Source organism: Rhodothermales bacterium, assembly GCA_041391505.1.
Classification (GTDB): Bacteria; Bacteroidota; Rhodothermia; order Rhodothermales; family JAHQVL01; genus JAWKNW01.
This window is the reverse complement of sequence record JAWKNW010000001.1, coordinates 506248-524194: the sequence shown is the minus strand read 5'-3', so window position 1 is coordinate 524194 and position 17947 is coordinate 506248. Positions and strand designations below refer to the sequence as shown.

General features: G+C 66.4%; 14 protein-coding genes. 6 read left to right on the top strand and 8 right to left on the bottom strand.

Features of this window, described 5'->3' with window-relative positions; all coding sequences use genetic code 11:
* The first annotated feature begins 274 nt into the window (after nt 1–274).
* The 3 genes from R2834_02045 (at nt 275) to R2834_02035 (ending at nt 4508) form a co-directional block, all read left to right on the top strand.
* A complete protein-coding gene (locus tag R2834_02045; GenBank protein MEZ4699085.1) occupies nt 275–1552 on the top strand; it encodes a hypothetical protein in 1278 nt (425 codons plus the stop codon).
* Nucleotides 1553–1627: 75 nt separating this feature from the next.
* Nucleotides 1628–3949, top strand: a complete 2322-nt coding sequence (locus tag R2834_02040) for an ABC transporter transmembrane domain-containing protein (protein ID MEZ4699084.1) — start codon at nt 1628–1630, stop codon at nt 3947–3949.
* A 4-nt stretch (nt 3950–3953) separates the two neighbouring features.
* Nucleotides 3954–4508: a DUF1854 domain-containing protein gene (locus R2834_02035; protein MEZ4699083.1), complete on the top strand. Its 555-nt coding sequence runs from the start codon at nt 3954–3956 to the stop codon at nt 4506–4508.
* A 14-nt stretch (nt 4509–4522) separates the two neighbouring features.
* Here the strand turns inward: R2834_02035 and R2834_02030 are convergent, their stop codons facing one another.
* The 4 genes from R2834_02030 to R2834_02015 all read right to left on the bottom strand — a co-directional run bounded on the left by R2834_02030 (nt 4523) and on the right by R2834_02015 (nt 9221).
* The gene (locus R2834_02030) at nt 4523–6241 is read right to left on the bottom strand and encodes a right-handed parallel beta-helix repeat-containing protein (GenBank protein ID MEZ4699082.1); all 1719 of its coding nucleotides are present in this window, start codon (nt 6239–6241) and stop codon (nt 4523–4525) included.
* Between the two features lie 176 nt (nt 6242–6417).
* Complete coding sequence (locus tag R2834_02025; GenBank protein MEZ4699081.1) at nt 6418–7431, bottom strand: hypothetical protein; 1014 nt, start codon at nt 7429–7431, stop codon at nt 6418–6420.
* Nucleotides 7432–7531: 100 nt separating this feature from the next.
* Nucleotides 7532–8659: a zf-HC2 domain-containing protein gene (locus R2834_02020; GenBank protein ID MEZ4699080.1), complete on the bottom strand. Its 1128-nt coding sequence runs from the start codon at nt 8657–8659 to the stop codon at nt 7532–7534.
* A 4-nt stretch (nt 8660–8663) separates the two neighbouring features.
* Nucleotides 8664–9221: a sigma-70 family RNA polymerase sigma factor gene (locus R2834_02015; GenBank protein ID MEZ4699079.1), complete on the bottom strand. Its 558-nt coding sequence runs from the start codon at nt 9219–9221 to the stop codon at nt 8664–8666.
* 326 nt (nt 9222–9547) lie between these two features.
* Between R2834_02015 and R2834_02010 the strand changes: the two genes are divergently transcribed.
* Entirely contained in the window at nt 9548–10024 is a 477-nt protein-coding gene (locus R2834_02010) for a hypothetical protein (protein ID MEZ4699078.1), read from the top strand.
* 106 nt (nt 10025–10130) lie between these two features.
* On the opposite strand, the gene R2834_02005 is transcribed toward R2834_02010, so the two are convergent.
* Together R2834_02005 and R2834_02000 are read right to left on the bottom strand one after the other, a co-directional pair.
* The gene (locus tag R2834_02005) at nt 10131–12329 is read right to left on the bottom strand and encodes a molybdopterin cofactor-binding domain-containing protein (protein ID MEZ4699077.1); all 2199 of its coding nucleotides are present in this window, start codon (nt 12327–12329) and stop codon (nt 10131–10133) included.
* A gap of 37 nt (nt 12330–12366) precedes the next feature.
* The gene (locus R2834_02000; GenBank protein ID MEZ4699076.1) at nt 12367–12825 is read right to left on the bottom strand and encodes a (2Fe-2S)-binding protein; all 459 of its coding nucleotides are present in this window, start codon (nt 12823–12825) and stop codon (nt 12367–12369) included.
* Nucleotides 12826–13245: 420 nt separating this feature from the next.
* Between R2834_02000 and R2834_01995 the strand changes: the two genes are divergently transcribed.
* Nucleotides 13246–13707, top strand: coding sequence for a hypothetical protein (locus R2834_01995; protein MEZ4699075.1), 462 nt, complete (start codon nt 13246–13248; stop codon nt 13705–13707).
* 40 nt (nt 13708–13747) lie between these two features.
* Nucleotides 13748–15259, top strand: a complete 1512-nt coding sequence (locus tag R2834_01990) for a T9SS type A sorting domain-containing protein (GenBank protein MEZ4699074.1) — start codon at nt 13748–13750, stop codon at nt 15257–15259.
* Nucleotides 15260–15417: 158 nt separating this feature from the next.
* Here R2834_01990 and R2834_01985 read toward each other — a convergent pair whose 3' ends face one another.
* Nucleotides 15418–16743, bottom strand: a complete 1326-nt coding sequence (locus tag R2834_01985; protein ID MEZ4699073.1) for a sulfatase — start codon at nt 16741–16743, stop codon at nt 15418–15420.
* Nucleotides 16744–16777: 34 nt separating this feature from the next.
* Complete coding sequence (locus tag R2834_01980) at nt 16778–17755, bottom strand: hypothetical protein (protein ID MEZ4699072.1); 978 nt, start codon at nt 17753–17755, stop codon at nt 16778–16780.
* Nucleotides 17756–17947 lie beyond the last annotated feature (192 nt).

Genomic DNA, 17947 nt, shown 5'->3' with positions numbered 1-17947 from the left:
ACGCTTCTCACGGCCACGACGAGCATGCGATGGCCCAGCCGGGTCATAAACAGGCCTGGTCCGGCGTTGTGCCACTCGCTTCTCACGACATGGCGTCGCGCCCATGCCGATCACGTCTATCCTTTTCGGCGTTCACGTCCCTGTTCCAAGCGTCCAGGGACTCATGGCGCAGCGTTCCATGCCGTCGCCGGCTTGCGAAGCGCCGGCTCCAGGCCCGTAGATTCCCGATCCATGCACGCCTATATTGAACTGATAGTCTAGCCATCCGGTCGATATGCGATCCAAATCGAAACAGGCGGTACTGCTCATCCACGGCATCGGCGAGCAGCGCCCCATGGATACGCTGCGGGGGTTCGTGAAGGCGGTCTGGACGACCAACACCGCAATCCAGCACGAGCACGCACGGCCCGGCGTGTTCAGCAAGCCGGACATGCTGTCGGGCAGCTACGAGCTGCGCCGGATCACGACCACGCAGGACCGCAACGGCGTGCGCACCGACTTCTACGAGTTCTACTGGGCGCACCTGATGGGCGGCACGTCGCTGGGGCACATCGCGTCCTGGCTGCGCATCCTGCTGCAGCGCAAACCGTGGAAGCTGCCGGCGCACCTGCGGGGCGCGTGGGTCTTTCTGGTGCTGGTGATCGTGTTCGTGGCGCTCCTCGCCGTGCAGCTGACCGTGCCCGACTTCATCGAGCTGCCGCGGCTCCTCACGGGTGTCGGCGGCCTGATCGTGCTGGGCATCATCGTCCCGCTGATCAACGGCATCGTGGGGGATGCGGCGCGGTACCTCAATCCCGAGCCGTCCAACATCCACCGCCGGCAGGAAATTAGAAGCCACGGCGTCGACATCCTGAACAAGCTGCATGCGTCCGGGCAGTACAGCCGCATCGTGGTGGTGGGGCACAGCCTCGGGAGCGTGATCGGGTACGACGTGTTGTCGTGCGCGTGGCCGGCGTATGCCGAACAGGTAGAGAAAGGAAAAAACAACCCGGTCCTGACGGCGCTCGAGCAGGAGCTGGGCGAGGGGGCGGTGGATACGGCGCGTTATCAGGATCGCCAGCGCGCCCTGCTCGGCGAACTCCAGGCGAACGGCTGCCCGTGGCTGGTGACGGATTTTATCACGCTGGGGAGCCCGCTCGCCCACGCCGAGCTCCTGCTGGCGCACGACGACGCCGACCTGCGCGCCAAGCAGGAGGAGCGCGAATTGCCGCGATGCCCGCCCGTGCTGGAGGCCGGCAAGATATCCTTCCCCGCGCACCTCGCCCGCCGCAAGCTGCATCATGCCGCCGTGTTCGGGCCGACGCGGTGGACGAACCTCTATTTCCCGGCCCGATGGCTGGTGAAGGGCGACTTCATCGGGGGCGCCCTGCGGCCGGTCTTTGGCGAGGGCATCGCCGATGTCCCCGTGCACACGACCCGGCGGTACGGCCTCCTCACGCATACCCTCTACTGGAAATTGGGGCCGAACGACGCGGCCCTCCCGCACATCGAGCGGCTGCGCGCCGCGATGAATATGCTGGACGCGCTGCATGCCCCTGAAGCGGAGGCCTAGAACCATTCGGTCGCTGCGGGGTTGCGTTCCCGTCCTTTCTCTCTGGCGGTCCGTCCGGGCCTCCTTGCCGCGCCTATGCCGCTGAACGAACCGCTTCCCCAGGCCATCCAGACACAAATTGCCGGCGCCGAGCCGGTGGCTACCGCCGCCACCGACCTCGACGCGAACGGCCAGTTCGGCGCCGCGTGGCTGGTGCTGACTCGCGACCGGCTTCAGGTGTACGCTCCGGAGGGCGGGCCGGCGCGCATCGATCTGGCGCTCCCGGATATCCAGTCGCTGCAGGCCGAAGGCCTGGTGGGCGCCGGGGCGATGGTCGCGACGCTGGACGACGGCGCCAGCGTGGAGGTGCTCCGGTATTCGAACGCGCTGCAGCGCACCTTCGGCCGGATCGCGCGGTACGTAACCGATCTGCGCCGGTATGAACGCGACCGGGCCCGGGCCGAACGCGGCGAGACGGACAAAGACGGCAACCCGATTCCGATGCCGGAGGCCCCGCCGCAGCTGGACCTCGGCGTCGACGAGGATCGCCGATGCCCCACGTGCCACCTCTTGCTTCCGGAGGGGACGCGTGTGTGCCCCAACTGCATGAGCAAGGGGAAAGCCATCCGGCGCATGCTCGCCTATCTCCAGCCGCACCGCCGGGCCATCGTCACCATCTGGGTGACGATGATCGTCGGCCTCGTGTTTTCCCTCGTGCCCACCTATCTGACCCGGCCGCTGACCGATCGCGTGCTGAACCCGGTCGACGACCCGCTGCCGATGGATCAGCGGCTGAGCCTGCTCGGCTGGCTCGTGGTGATCCTGCTCGGCGCGCAATTCGGCGGGCAGGCGCTCGCGGTGTTTCGGGGGCGCATGGCGGCCAGCCTCGGGCAGCGCCTCTCGCACGAACTGCGCAACGACGTCTTCAACCACCTCCAGCATCTTTCCCTCAAGTTCTTCGACAAGCGGCAGGCCGGCGCGCTGATCCCCCGCGTCACGCGCGACACGCAGTCGCTGGAAATCGTGCTGGTGGATAGCATCCAGATGTTCTTCTCGAACATCTTTCTGTTTTTCGGGATCGGGATCGTGTTGTTCTGGATGAACTGGAAGCTGACGCTGCTCGTCTTCATCCCGGCGCCGATCGTCCTGCTGCTGTCCCGATACAGCTGGGACCGGCTGATGAACGTGTGGCGGCGGACGTGGCACCAGGACAGCCGGCTGGTGGCGACGGTGAGCGACAGCCTCTCGGGCATCCGGGTCGTCCGCGCGTTCGCGCGGGAGCACCGGGAGGTCGAGCGGTTTGACCAGCGCAGCACGGAGCTGTTCAAGGCGCGGGTCGAGGCCGATCAGCTGTGGGTCACGTTTTTCCCGATCCTCTTCTTCATCATGAGCATCGGCAACCTCATCGTGTGGTATGTCGGCGGCTACGAAATCATCGAGGGCACCCGGCTCGGCGCGCAGCTGGTGCCGAGCCGGGAGGTATTCACCCTCGGTCAGTTTTTTGCGTTTCTCGGCTACCTCGGACAGTTCTACGGGCCGCTGCAGTTCATGAGCCGCATCACCGACTACCTGTCGCGTTCGCTCGCGTCGGCCGAGCGGGTGTTCGAGGTGCTCGACACGGAGTCCGAGGTGAAGGATGCCGAGGCGCCGGTGCCCATGCCGGCGATCGAGGGACGGATCGCGTTTCGGAACGTCACGTTCGGCTACGACCCGCTCAAGCCGGTGCTGAAGGAGGTCAGTTTCGAGGTGGCTCCGGGCGAGATGATCGGGCTGGTTGGCAAGAGCGGGGCCGGCAAGAGCACCACGATCAACCTGCTCTGCCGGTTCTACGAAGTGCAGGAAGGCGCGATTCTCATCGACGGGGTGGACATCAAGCAGATCGCGCAGCACGACCTCCGCTCGCAGATCGGCGTCGTCCTCCAGGAGCCGTTCCTGTTCAGCGGGTCGATCTACGAAAACATCGCCTTCGCCCGTCCGGAGGCCTCGCGTGAGGACGTCATGGCTGCGGCGAAGGCGGCGAACGCGCACGACTTCATCGTCCAGAAGCCGGACGGCTATGACACGCAGGTGGGGGAGCGGGGCCAGACGCTCAGCGGCGGCGAACGCCAGCGCATCAGCATCGCGCGCGCCATCCTGCATAACCCGCGCATCCTCATCCTCGACGAGGCGACGGCGTCGGTCGACACCGATACCGAGAAGCAGATCCAGGAAGCCATCGCCCGGCTCATTCGCGGCCGCACGACGTTCGCCATCGCGCACCGGCTGAGCACCCTCCGCAACGCCTCCCGGCTCGTGGTGCTGAAGGACGGCAAGATCGCCGAGGTGGGCACCCACGCCGAGTTGATGGCGTCCGAAGGCGAGTTCTACCGGCTCGTGAAGATGCAGCAGGAGATGAACCAGATCATCGAGGTGACCTGATCCGATGCGTGAAACCGCAACCCCGTCCACCGCAACCCTATCCACTGCAACCCCGCTCACCCTCGTCGAGGCCTCCCGCCTGGAGATGCTGGATCCGGCGCGGCTGACGTTTTTCCGCCACGGCGCGGCGCTCCGGTTGACCGTCGCCGGCGACCGGTCGTACCTCAGCGTCGCCGTGCTGCGCGCGTTCCCGCTGTCGGAGCCGGCCCGGTTTCTGAGCCTGCGGGACGGTGAGGGCAAGGAGATCGGCGTCCTCGCCGAGCCGGCGGCGCTCGGCGAGGCGGATCGCCTTATCGTCGAGGACGCCCTGGAAAGACGGTATTTCGTGCCGGAAGTGACGCGGATCCTCGCGGCGAAAGAGCGCTTCGGCACGGTCGACTGGACGGTCCAGACCAACCGCGGCGAGCGCCGGTTCACGACGCAGAACCTGCGCGAGAACAGCACGCGCCCGGCGCCGGGCCGGCTGATCCTCTCGGACATCGACGGCAACCGCTACGACATCCGCGACATCGACGGGCTGGACCGGGAGAGCCAGACGCTGCTGTACAAGCACGTCTGAAAAACGCGGGCCGCCTATTTCAGCAGGATCACCGGCCGGCTCACGCGGAAGGCCTCGCCGGCGGCCGTTACGACATACACTCCGCCGGCTAGATCGCCGACTTCGATGTCGAACACGTACGGGATGTGGGCCTGCAGCCGGCCGGCGTGGAGGCTGCGCACCTGGCGCCCGAGGGCATCGTGCAGTGCAATCGTCACATCCTGCTCGAAGGTCAGCGTCAGCTTGAGCCGGGTGGCGTGGGCGAAGGGGTTGGGATAGGCCGGCGTGAGCAGGGCCTCCATGGGGATGGGACGGTCCTGATCTTCGACCGGCAGGGCGACGCTGAGCGAGGCCTCCACCGCGCCGATGTCGCACCCGTCGCTCGCGTTTGAAAAGACATCTCCCGGGATGTCGACCAGGCGGGGGCCACCGATCTGGTCGACGTCGAAGCCCGTCCGCTGGCAATCGCCGTTGTCGATGAGGATGCTGGCCGCCTGCGGGCGGTGCGTCAGCGTGGGGCCGCCGTTGTCCGCCAGCGGATGCAGGAACGGGTTTCTGGGGAAAAATGCGCTGCCCACCAGGTCGCTTGCGAGCGGGATAAACACGTTCCGGGCGTTTACCCGGGCGTCCGGGTCGCTGTTGCTGATGAAGTTGAAGCCCTGCGAGACGATACCGATGCCCGTCAGGCGCTGGTCGATGAGGTCGGAAAGGACGTCGCCCTCGGCCAGGTTCGAGGCGACGATGGTGCTGTAGAGGAAAGTCTTCGCGTCCTCGCCGTTCCAGATGCCGGCTCCAGGGAAGCCGGAACGGTTGTCGACCACGGTGGAATTCCGGAGGACGGTCGTCCCGAAATCCGCATTCATCAGTCCGCCCGTGCGGCCGGACGCGTTGCCCGAGATCGTGCTGTTCACGACGGCAAGCGTATCGCCGCCCCGGTTGCGGATTCCGCCGGCGTCCTGCGCCGCGGTGTTGCCCGAGACGGTGGAACTGGTGATCGTGAGCCGTTTGTTGTTGTAGATGCCGCCGCCTTCGTTGTCGGCGGTATTCCCGGAGATCGTCGATGCGTGGATGGTCATCGTGCCGGCGCTGGCGTTCCATATGCCGCCGCCGCGAGTCGAGCGGTTGCCGGAGACGGTGGAGCGCTCGATCCGTACCGTGCCGGCCGCGTTGTAAATGCCGCCGCCGTTCGGGGAGAAATCCCCGCCGGCTTCGTTGTCCAGGATCTCGCTGTCGGCGATCAGCAGGGTGGCGGCGCTGTGGATGTACACGCCGCCGCCGTTGTCCAGCGCCCGGTTTCCGGTGATGCGTGTCCGATTCAGGGTCAGATCGGCCCCTTGCCCGACCCATATGCACCCGCCGATGTCGGTCGCGTAGCCGTCCCGGAGCGTCAGGTCCGATAGCGTCGCCTTGACGCCGGCCTGGACAGCGATCACGCGGGAGGCGCCGTTGCCGCTGATGGATAACGCGTCCATCCCCGGGCCGGCGAGGATCACGTCGCGCTCGATGGAGAGGGCTCCGCTGGTGAGCGTCAGCGTCTGCCCGGCCAGCGCGTCGTCAAACCGGATTTCGTCGCCGGCATTCGCGGCGGCGAGCGCGTCGCGCAGCGTGCCGGCTCCGGCATCGTCCAGCGAGGTGACCGTATGCGTTGTCTGGGCGGCCGCCGGGCGGTGCGCCGCGAAACCGATCAGGAGCATCACGAGCGCGAACAGGGCGATCGAGGGGGCGGTGAGCGTCTTCATAAAGCGGTGAGGCATGGTTCGCGGGAAGATAGTCGCTTTCCCGATCACAGGCGAACCCAAAAACCATCCCCTTTCTGCAGACGTGACGCCGCGCACGTCGGCAAAAGCGTGAAGGGGCGGCCGGATCTCTCCGGAACATCCCGTCTCGGAAATGCCGCATCCCGCATACTGCATCCCGCATCGCCCACCGCCTAGTTTCCCGCAGCGTCCAGGGCTGCGACGGCGACGCGGTACACATCCCCCTGTCCGTTCCCCGGCCCCCGGAGCCGGCGCGCCATGGTCTCGTAGGACGCCGGCTGCGGATCGCCGATGCCACGCCGGCTCGTGAAAAAGAAGGCGTGGCCGTCGGGCGAGAGGGCCGGGCAGAAGTCGAGGGCCTCCGAATTGATCGGGGCGCCGAGGTTGACGGCGGGCAGCCAGTCGCCGGCGTCGTTTTTGCGGCTGATGTACAGGTCGCCGCCCCCGAGATCGTCGGGCCGGCCGTAGGACGAAAAGATCAGGGCTTGCTCGTCCGGACTCAGCAGCGCGTTGAATTCGTCGAACGCCGTATTGACGGCGTCACCCAGGTTTTGAGGTTCGAGAAAGCCGCCGGCGCCGTCCGGTTGCGCGATGTAGAGGTCTTCTCCGCCGGCCGAATCCGCTTTTCGGGCGGTGAATACGAGGGCGCCGCGGGAAGAGACGCTGGGGTAGAACTCGTTGCCCTCGGTGTTGACCGGCGCGCCGAGGTTGACGGGCTCGCTCCAGCCGTCGGCTGTTCGATCGAGATACCAGATGTCATAATCCACCGACGTGCTGTCGCCGGCGGGAGGGCGGTTGGAGACGAAATACAGGCGCTGCCCGTCGGGCGCAAAAAACGGTTCTAGATCGCTGTATTTCCCCGAGAAGGCGGCGATTTCCGGAGCGCCCGACCCTTCGGCGGCGACCTCTACGATCGTGCCGGTGTTGCCGTTCATGATCGTAAAAAAGATCGTCCGGCCGTCGGGCGAGAGGGCGATGTCGCGCTCGTTCAGGTCCGTCGACACGACGCCCTCGCCGAAGAGGGTCGGTGTAGCGCGTGGGGGTTCGGACAGGCGGAGGTTCGTTCTGGCCTGAGCAGGTTCAGGGCCGGCGTCGCCGCCGCAGCCGGCGAGGAGCGGCATCATCGCGGCGGCGAGGAGCCATGGCCAGAACGTACGGCGGGTGGTGGGGGAGGTTGACCGGAGCATAATGAATGCAGGGACTGCGTGAGGTGGTGTGTGAAACCACGCCTACGTGCCCCGTGCCGCAAGAGGTTCGCTCGCCGCAGGGCAAAAGGAACGCCCGTTTCTAGCTCGCCGGCTCGTCGACGTGGTGCCCCAGCCGGCGCGCCCAGCGCTCCACCATCTCCGGATCCAGACGCAAGATGCCGTCGCGGGTCACCCCCTCGGGTGGCGCCTCGTAGACGGTCAGCCGTTCGAAAACAGCGGCTCGTTCGGCGGCCTCGACCTGCAGGAGCAGTTGCCAGAGCGTGATGACGTCGGTAGATGTCGCTTCGGCGAGGACGCGTTCGAGCGCGGCCAAGCCGCCGTCCTCGAAGTCGTACTGCCGCAGCGCCTCGCGCAGCGCAGGGGACGCCTGCTCGTCGAACGGCGTTCCCGGGCCTTTCTCGCGGTGCGCCAGGCACATGGCGCCGGCCGGCACCAGAACGGCGCGTCCGTCCCGCTCCAGCTCGACATACCCGGAGGTCACATGCAGCAGGCTCGCCCCGGTGCTGTCGACGCTCAGGGTATAGATGCAGCCGAGGTCTGTCGCCAGCGCGGAGGGCGTCTCGACAAAAAACAGCCGCGGCGGCGCCCAGATGAACGCCTCGATGCGGCCCTGTTCCAGCGCGAGGCGGTGATCGGTGTCGCCGGCCCCGCGAAGCTGGAGGCGGGTGCCCGGCGCCACGTCCACCTGGCCGATCGCGCCGACCTCGACGCGGGCGCGCGATGAGGCGTCCGTTTCGAGCCAGTCGCCGACGCGAAGCCGGCCGGTGTCGACCAGCCGTTGCGCGGCGATGGCCGGGCTGCCTTCGACGGAAACGACCTCCCAGGCCGGCGCCGCGGTGTCGCGCAATGCCCAGATCGCAGCCCAGATCGTCGCCCCTAGCACCAGCACGCCGGCCAGCGCATAGGGCCAGCGCCGCCCGCTCCGGCCCCGGCCGGCAGGGGCGCGCCTCGGCGGCCGGGCGTCCGCCGGGCCGGGTGCCGCGACCGGCTGCAGCCGGGCCGAAATGCCGGCCCAGAGGTCCTCGGGAGGGGTGAGCGCCGGCGGGAGCCGGTGCAACCGATCGACGGTATCCTTCAGCCCGTCGAACGCGGCCTTGCAGGCTTCGCACGACGCCAGGTGCTGATCCACGCGCGCACGCTCCTCGGCCGGCAATTCGCCGTCGAGATAGGCGCTCAGGAGCCCGGTGATATGCTGGGAGGTGGTCATCTTGTCATCTCGTTGAATCCAACATCGCCCGAAGCAGCTGCCGCGCCCGGTGCAGGTGCGCCTTCGAGGTGCCGGTCGCGATGCCCATCATCTCGCCGATTTCCTCATGCCGGTAGCCTTCGATGTCGTGCAGGACCAGCACGGCCCGCGCTTGCGGGGGGAGCGTGGCGATGCCTTGCTCCAGGTCCATCTTTGCATCCGTCTGCCGATCCCGGGAGGGGGGATCGCTGTCGGCCAGATCGTCGAGGCTGTCGACCCGGCCGGCGCGGCGCTGCTGCGTCCTGAGCTCGCCGAGGACGACATTGACGGTCAGCCGGTGGAGCCACGAGCTAAAAGCGGCCGTTCCGTGGAAGGTCGCGAGCTGGCGCCAGGCGTGGACGAAGGCGTCCTGGGTCAGGATGCCGGCGCGGACCGGGTCGGCTACCATGCGGATGCATATCGCGTAGACCCGGCCGACGTGCATGCGATAGAGCTGTTCAAACGCATTCGCATCGCCGGCCTGGGCCCGATCCACGAGATCGTCCGGTACGGCATCGGGCGGGGCGTGCGGGCGTTCAGCCAAATGAATCTCCACAGGTTCGGCGGTCGGTCTGGTCCGGAGTCGAAGGTAGGATGCGCGGCGCCGATCAAAGGTTTAGCGCCTGTCGGAAAAAATCGTTCAGACCGCGCGGGCTACCCGGGCGCGATGCTGGGGCCATCGCTGTTTTTGGGGTTTTCGGATGCGAAGGGACACTCCGAATGCCTTTTTTTGACGCTGCATGGACGGCTGCAAAAATAAAAAAGGCGGGTCAACTAAACGCTGGAACGTGGCAGGGCATCCTATCCCTGAACGGTTCTCCGCGAGCGTCGCCGCAGAATCGATTGCACGAACCAGACCGGAAAACAACCATGAAACCCACGATTCAACGATTTCTGCTGCCCGTCGCGCTGTTGCTGCTCTTCGTCGGGACCGCCGCCGCACCGCAGGGCGGCTTCGAGGTCCGCGCCGAGCGTCCTGCCGTCGACGGGGCCGTACTGATGGTATACATGTTCGGATGCGACGAGCCGCAACGGGCGACGGTCGTCGGGATGGCCGAAGGGCAGGTCGACGGCGTCCGCCAGTCCAGGCCGCTGACGCTGCAGGCGCGATCGGCCGGCGTGTACGACGTAGTGTGGGAACGGCCCGCCGAGGGCGAATGGGTCTTGACGTTTACGGCGACCTACCACGAGCACCTGAGCAGCCTGGTCGTTCCGATCGACGACCAGGGCGTGGCGCAGCTGCCGGAGGCTGATCGGTACGGCCGGCGTTTCGAGCCGATCCGCCGCGAGCTGACTTCCGCCGACATTTCCCAGGCGCTGGAGCGGCTGGCGGTGGCGGGGCGATAACACACTCGACGGGCTAGGAAAGAAAAAACGGGTAGCAGGATGCACGACATCCCGCTACCCGTTTGACTGTTTACCGCGCGCCGGCGACTACCCGGTCCCGGTCGCGTCAGCCGACCGAACTCGGCAGTTCGAGGCCCTCCAGCGCCGGCGCGAACGGCTGGCTGTAGAGCCGTTTTCCGGTCGCCTTCGCGAGGGCGTTGGCCAGCGCGCCCGAAACGGGCGGGAGCGAGGGTTCGCCGAGGCCTGTCGGGTCGATCCCGTTGTCGACGAAAAACGCCTCGACGGCTTTCGGGGCCTGGCTGTTGCGGATGAGGCTGTAGCCGTCGAAGTTGCGCTGCTCGGGCCGGCCGTCGGCGATGGTGATCGCGCCGTACATGGCGTGGCCGATGCCGTCCACGATGCCGCCTTCGATCTGGTTGAGGGCGGCGTCGGGGTTGACGACGATGCCGCAATCGACCGCGCACCAGACTTTCTCGACGACGGGGCGGTTTCCGTCCATCGTCAGGTCGAGCACCTGGGCGACGTACGAGTTGTGGCAGAAATAGGCCGAGACGCCGCGGGCCATGCCGGACGCGTTGTCCCAGCCGGCTTTCTCGCGGACGAGCCTGAGCACGCCGGCGTACCGCGCGGCGTCGTAGTCGTTGTTATCGCCGACCGGGTTGTTGATGGCGCGGTCGAACAACGCGAGCCGGAAGGCGATCGGGTCCTTGCCGGCGGCTTCGGCCACCTCGTCGAGGAAGGCGTTTTCCACGCCGGCGATGAAATTGGACCGGGGCGCGCGCCAGGCGCCGGTCGATACGTTGGAGTTCAGCGAGGCCGTTTCGGCGAGGTAGTTATCCACCGCGCCGGCGGGGAAGCGGTTGGCGAAGACCGGGCTCTCGTTGATCCCGGCGCCCCGAATGTGGAACGCGATCAGGTTGTTGTCGGCGTCGAGCGCGGCGCGGTAGCGGACCTGGTACGCGGGGCGATAGGTGCCCTGCGTCATGTCGTCCTCGCGGGTGTAGATCAACTTGATCGGCGTGCCGGTCGCTTTCGAGATCAGCGCGGCCTCGGCGCCGAAGTTGCCGTACAGCCGCCGGCCGAAGCCGCCGCCCATGCGGGTGAGCTGGATCGAGACGTTTTCGATCGGGATACCGAGCAGCGCCGCCACGGAGCGGCTCAGTGGCTCGGGCGTCTGGATCGGGCCGATCAGCTCCGCGCGGTCGCCCTGGACGTTCGCGAAGAAGTTCATCGGCTCCATCGTGTTGTGCGCGAGGAACGGCGCCGTGTACGTCCGATCGATCACCTTGGCGGCATTCCGGAACGCCGCCTCGGGGTTGCCGTCGCGCCGGGCCACGTCCGCCTTGCGGGCCGTGAGCAGGGAAGCGAGCGCGGCCGACTGCTCGTCGCTGCTTTCCATCTTCGACGTGGCCTCCCACTGAACCGACAGCGCCTTCTTCGCCTTCATCACCTCCCAGGTCGACCGGCCCAGCACCACCACGAGTTCGGGGAAGGCCGTCGTGTCCGACCATTGCGGCTGGAAGCCCTCGGGACGGGTGTTGATCGTGATGACATCGACGATGCCAGGCATCGCCTTGGCGGCCGCGGCGTCGACGGATTTGACGGTCATGCCGAACGCCGGCGGGTGCTCGATCATGGCGATCAGCATCCCGTCGCGCTTGAAGTCCAGCCCATACAGCTTCTCACCGCGGACGATCTTCGGCGCGTCGACGTTCTTCTTGCTATGGCCGACGATCGAAAACGTCTTCGGGTCCTTGAGCGCGACGTCTTCCGGCACCGGGAGGAGGGCCGCCGCGCTGGCGACCTCGCCGTAGCCCATCGACTTCTTCGAGCCGGCGTGCGTGATGACCCCGTTTTTCGTCGTCAGTTCGGCTACCGGCACCTGCCACTCCTGCGCGGCGGCTTCCATCAGCATGCGGCGCGCCGTGGCGCCGGCCTGACGGAGGGCGGACCACGTCTGGCGGATCGACTGGCTGCCGCCGGCCGTTTGCCGGATGTATTTCGCGGTGTCGAGGCCCGCCTGTTCGACCAGCACGTGCTTCCAGTCCACGTCCAGCTCCTCCGCCACGATCATCGGCATGGAGGTCTTGACGTTCTGCCCGATTTCAGGCATGGGAGACATGATGGTGACGATCCCGTTCTCCGCAATCTTGAGGTAGGCGTTGAGGTCCGTGATCGCGCCGGCCGGCGCGAGCGGGTTCGCTGCGGGCTGACAGCCGGCGAACCAGTTGAAGCCAATCATCAGGCCGCCTCCCGTCATGGCGGAGGCTTTCAGGAAGGAGCGGCGGTTGAGCGTCGTGTTCATAGCAGCCGGGTTGCGTAAGGTGAGCGGATGAGCGGGATCAGCGGTTCGAGGCGGCCGTCTTCACGGCGGCCCGGATGCGGAGATAGGTGCCGCAGCGGCAGATATTCCCGTTCATCGCAGCTTCGATCTCTTCGTCGCTCGGGGCAGGGTTCGTCTTCAGGAACGCCACGGCCGTCATGATCTGGCCGGCCTGGCAGTAGCCGCATTGCGGCACGTCGTGTTCCTTCCAGGCTTGCTGAACCGGATGGTCGCCCTCCTCGGAGAGGCCCTCGATCGTGGTCACCGCCGCGTCGCTGACAGCGGAAACGGGCAGCGTGCAGGAACGGACGGCGACACCGTCCAGATGCACCGTGCATGCCCCGCACTGCGCGATGCCGCAGCCGAATTTGGTGCCGGTGAGATCCAGATGGTCGCGCAGCACCCAGAGCAGCGGCGTGTCCGATTCGACATCTACTTGATGCCGCTTTCCGTTTACGTTGAGCGTGTAGGTAGCCATGGCGAGAAGAGCTAGATGATTGCGGAATGGCTTAAAAATACGCCTTCGCCCCGCCAGAATCCAGACACGTTGTAAATAAGGAAGCAGGGCGTCGATGGGGCTGTGTGCAGGGGGACGAAAATCAGTTGGCAGACATGTCATAACACGTCTTGTTGTGGACATGTAGTGTTAGGCCCTTACGGAGGAGCGGAGATCGCCGGCAGGTCGACACGCGGATCGACGGTCCATCCCCGGATGCGGCGGGCCGTATCCTGTCCACGAACGCCTCCGGAACGGCTGGACGGCGCGGCGGGCTTCGGCCCGCCGGCTGATTTCCGCGTGAATGATGTAGGAGGTTTTTGCAACGATCCGCCCCGGCGAAGGCAGCCCGTTCCATACGACGCTGAGGCAGGGGGCGGTGAAGACATAGAGGATATCGCCATGAAAACCAGGCATTTTCTGGCCGGCATCATGCTGGCTGCACTGTTTTTGCCGGCCGGCCTCACCCTGGCGCAGGCCGGTCCGGGCAACGGCGCCTGTCGCAACAGCGCGTTCAATCAACCCTACGACCCGTCGACCGTCGAAACGCTGACCGGCGTCGTGCGGGCGGTCGAGCATGTCGCCTCGGAATCGGGGCCGTGCGTCGGTGTGCACCTCGCCGTCGACGTGAACGGCGAGCGGTTGGCCGTGCATCTCGGCCCGTCGTGGTTTATCGACAACCAGGACCAGACGTTCGCCGTGGGGGATGACATCGTGATCGTCGGCGCGCGCATCGTCAAGGACGGGATGCCGGCGGTGATCGCCGCGACCGTCAAACGAGGCGATCAAGAGCTCAAACTGCGCGACGACGCGGGATTTCCCGTATGGCGCGGATGGCGTCGCGGCCAGCGCCTGAACGGCTGAAACAGCCCGGTACGATACCCATCACGAGAGGAGGAAGATCATGAAAACGAACCTGCACTATAGATGGGCGGGCGTGGCGCTGCTGGCGCTGCTGCTCGCCGGCCCCGCCGCCACCCGCGTTCAGGCCCAGGGAGGCGGGCAGGGCACGGGCCTCCATACCTGGCCTGATTCGCTCGAAATGGTGACCGTCACCGGCGTCGTCATCATCGACAATACCTTTGCGCATCCGCTCTATTACCTGGATGAAAACAGCGATGCGACGGCCGATTACCACCTGTCGTTCGGACCCTGGTGGTACGACCCCGACGGTGTCGAACGGCCCGAAGCCGGCGCCACGGTCACCCTTACCGGCGCGCTGCAGACGCTGGTCGATCCCGGGATGCTGACGACGATCATCGTGTTCGATCTCGACGGCGTCACCTGGCGCGTGCCGATCGAATACGGGCTTCTCGGGTGGAATGCCGAGCCATTCTGGCCGGCCCCGACCAACGATACCCTGACGGTCACCGGCACGGTGTTTATCGATACCACGTACTTCTACACGCACTACTATCTGGACACGGACGGCGATACGCTGCCGGAGTACCGGCTGGGTTTCGGGCCGCCGTTTTTCGAGCCGGCATCCGGCGCGGTGCGGCCGGCGGAGGGGGACGAGGTCACGGTATTTGGCATCCTGCATGAAGGCGATGCGTTCGACCTGATCGCGGTGTACGAACTCGACGGGCTGGTCTGGCGCGTGCTCGGCGAGCCGGCCGCGTGGGCCGGCGGCTGGATGCGGGCCACCCGCGGCGACACGGCCCGCGCGTACTGCATGAACAACCGCCAGAGCTGGATCGATTTCCCGCCGGGAAACTTCGGCCAGGGCATGGGCGGCCCGAACTGGCCCGACTCGCTGTTTGTCCAGTTCTGGGAAATCCACCCGGACAGCCTGCCCGGCCCCATCCGCGACCGGATCTTCGCCGGCCTGCACATCCAGGTGCACGACCGCGACCGTATCCGGTTGATGGATGGGCGTTTTGGCGGTGAAAACGGGATGATGCGGTTCGAGAAGCAGCATCAGGTCCGCATCAGCTACTTCGATGAAGACCTCGCCGCCAACGATCTGATGGAATCCACGATCGAACTGTGGGCATGGGACGCCACGACCGAGGACTGGGTGGTGATGACGGATGCAACGATCGACCCGACGGAGAATACGGTCGTGTTCGAAACGACAGACCTCGCGAGCTACTACGCGCTGGCCGCGGAAGTAACCGGCGTGGCGGTCGAAGGAACACCGGAGCTGCCGGCGTCCATCGCGCTACGGCAGAACTATCCGAACCCGTTCAACCCGTCGACCACGATCCCCTATGTCGTCTCCGACGCGCAGCGGATCGAACTCGCCGTGTTCGACGCTCTGGGCCGCCGCGTGGCGCTCCTCGTCGATGAAGTCAAGCCGGCCGGCGAGTACCAGGCCGTTTTCGACGCGCGCCATCTCCCAAGCGGCGTCTACGTCTACCGCCTCAAGGGCGCCGACCGGACGCTGCGGCGTGAGCTGGTGGTGGTGAAGTAGGGGGGTAAGGGTCACTGGACATTGGTCACTGGACATTGGTCACTGGACATTGGTCACTGGGTCACTGGAATCAGTGTCCTGATCGCCAGCATGCCTACCATAGCCAATGACCGATGACCAGTGACCAGTGACCTCTTTCGGAACCGATGACCATTGAATCACCGATAGACCCTCCACCAACCCTCCAGCGTATCCGTCAACGCTTCGACCAGGTCCGGCCTTGCGCCGGCCTGGTCGTTTTTTTCGTACGGATCGTCGATCACGTTATACAGCTCCGGTTCGAACCGCATCCAGTCGGCCTGTTGGCCGTTGATCATCAGCGTCACGTCGCGGTTCGGGGTGTAGGGGAGGACGAGCTTCCACCCGTCTTCGCGGACCGTGTAGCGGTACTTGAGGTTGGCGATCGGGTCGTTCAGGTCGACGGCCGTATGGGCGAAAAGGGCGCCGTAGAGCGCCTTGCGTTCGCGTAGCCGCTCCGGATGGAGGAGGCTGATGCCTGGCAGGTTCGCGGGCGGCTCGATGCCGGCGGCCTCGAGCATGGTCGGCGCGAGGTCGATGCTGCCCGCCAGCGTCGTCTCGTCCCGGCCGGACGCGACGACGCCGGGCCAGCGGATGAGGATCGGCGTGCGCATGCCGGCGTCGTAGGGCGACATCTTGGCGCGGCTGTCGGCCATCGAGCGGCCCGCGCCTTCCTGCACCCATCCGTTGTCGCTCACATAGAGGACGAGGGTGTTTTCCGCGAGCCCGCGCGTGTCGAGCTGGCGCATGAGTTCGCCGATGGTTTCATCGAACCACGCCACCATCGCGTCGTACCGCGCGACTTCCACCGGGCGACCCGGCGTGAGATACTTTTCGAGCAACCGCTCGGGCGGGGTGTGCGGCGTGTGGGGCAGGAACGGCGCGTACCAGAGGAAAAACGGCCGGTCGCCGGTGGTGTCGAGAAAGTCGGAGATCGGCTGGAGGCCTTCCCGCCCGATGGCGAGCCCGTCGTCGCCATGCCGGCCGCCGCGCGACACGTCGCCGTGCGTCATCGCGGCCGTGAAGCCGGCCTCGCGCGGGTTGCCTTCCCACCATTTGCCCGATTGGTGGCTCACGTAGCCCCGGTCCGCCAGCGCCTGGCTGACGGTCGGGTTGTGTTTGAAGATCTCGACCATCATCGCCCGCGCCACCGGGTCGCGCATGGTCTCCGCGCCTCCGGGGGGATCGTTGCCGGTGATGCCGTGCTCGTGCGGGAAGAGCCCGGTGATCATGGTCGCCAGGCTCGGCCGGCAGACGGATGTCGGCACGTACCCGCGGGTATACACCCTGCTCTCCGCCGCGAGCGCGTCGAGGTTGGGGGTCTGGATGTCGGGATGGCCCATGAACCCGTAGTCCGACCACCCATGATCGTCGCTGATCAGCAACACGATGTTCGGTGGAGGCTTAGGCGCCGGCGGGGCGCACGAGCCAGCCAGCAGCATCACAGCCAGGGCCAGGAATGACATCGCCGTGCGAGAAAAACAGTTCATGTTGCGATTTTCATTTTGCGATTTCCAATGACTCTACCCACGCCATTCCGTCCGGATTCTCCAGACCGGTGATGACGCCGACGATGTCCAGTGTCTCCAGGTCGATGGCCACGACCTTGTCTTCGGGGCTCACGGCCACGAAGGCCCGCCGGCCGTCGGGCGTCATCAGCAACCCCTCCGATCCACCGCCGACATCGATCCGCCGGACGATGTCGTATGTCGCGGCATCGTACAGCACGACATGGTCGCCCTGGAGGTCGGCTACCAGCACCCGGCGTCCGTCGCGGGTGAACTTCAACCGGTTGGAAAACGTCGTGGGCGGCTGGAGGGTGCGGACGACCGATTTCGAGGCGACATCGATCACCGAGATGGTCCGTTCGTCGACGTTGGCGACCCAGAGCGTGCGGCCGTCGGGGGAGAGGTCGATGCCTTCGGCGCGCCGGCCGGTCGGGATTTCCGTGATCGTCCAGTCGCCCGGCTTTCCGTCCGCCCCGAGCGGGCGTTCGATGATGCCGGCGGAGCCGGGGCGCATGTTGGCGGTGAACAGGGTGGATGCGTCGGCCGAGAGGACGAGCATGTGCGAGCGGGGGAGGCCCGTCCCGAGCACCCAGTCGATTTCCCGCGTGGCGGGGTCGTACCGGCCGATCGTGCGGGCGTTTTCGCTCGCGAAATAGAGTTTGCCGCCGGCCATCCAGAGGCCGTGGCATGCCCCGAGGCCGCCGAGCGCGATGCCGGGCGCCTGGGCGCGCGCCGCGATATCGATGACCGTTATGGCATTGGCGCCGCTGTTGGACACATACGCGTACCGTCCGTCCGTCGCCACCTCGTGCGGATGGCTGTTGGCCGGAACACGCGCAAGGATCGCCAGGGTCGCGGGATCGACAAACGCCAGCCGGCCGCCGTCTTTTTCACCGACGAGGAGGGTCTGCGCGCGGACGGGGAGGGCGCAGAGCAGGAAACAGGCCGCCAGAAACAGGCCAGGGCGCATGTCAAATCTGCAAACGTTATGCTGTTGACCGGACGCGATGGCGCTCCGACCGTGCGATGCCGGGACGCAGGGAGGCCGGATGATCGGTCAAAAAAACGGAATTTCGGGCGAAATCCCGCCTCTTGCATGCCGGCGTCGATCCGGGGCGTGCAGGACGCCACGGCAACAGCCAGGGGGAGAAACCGCGAAACG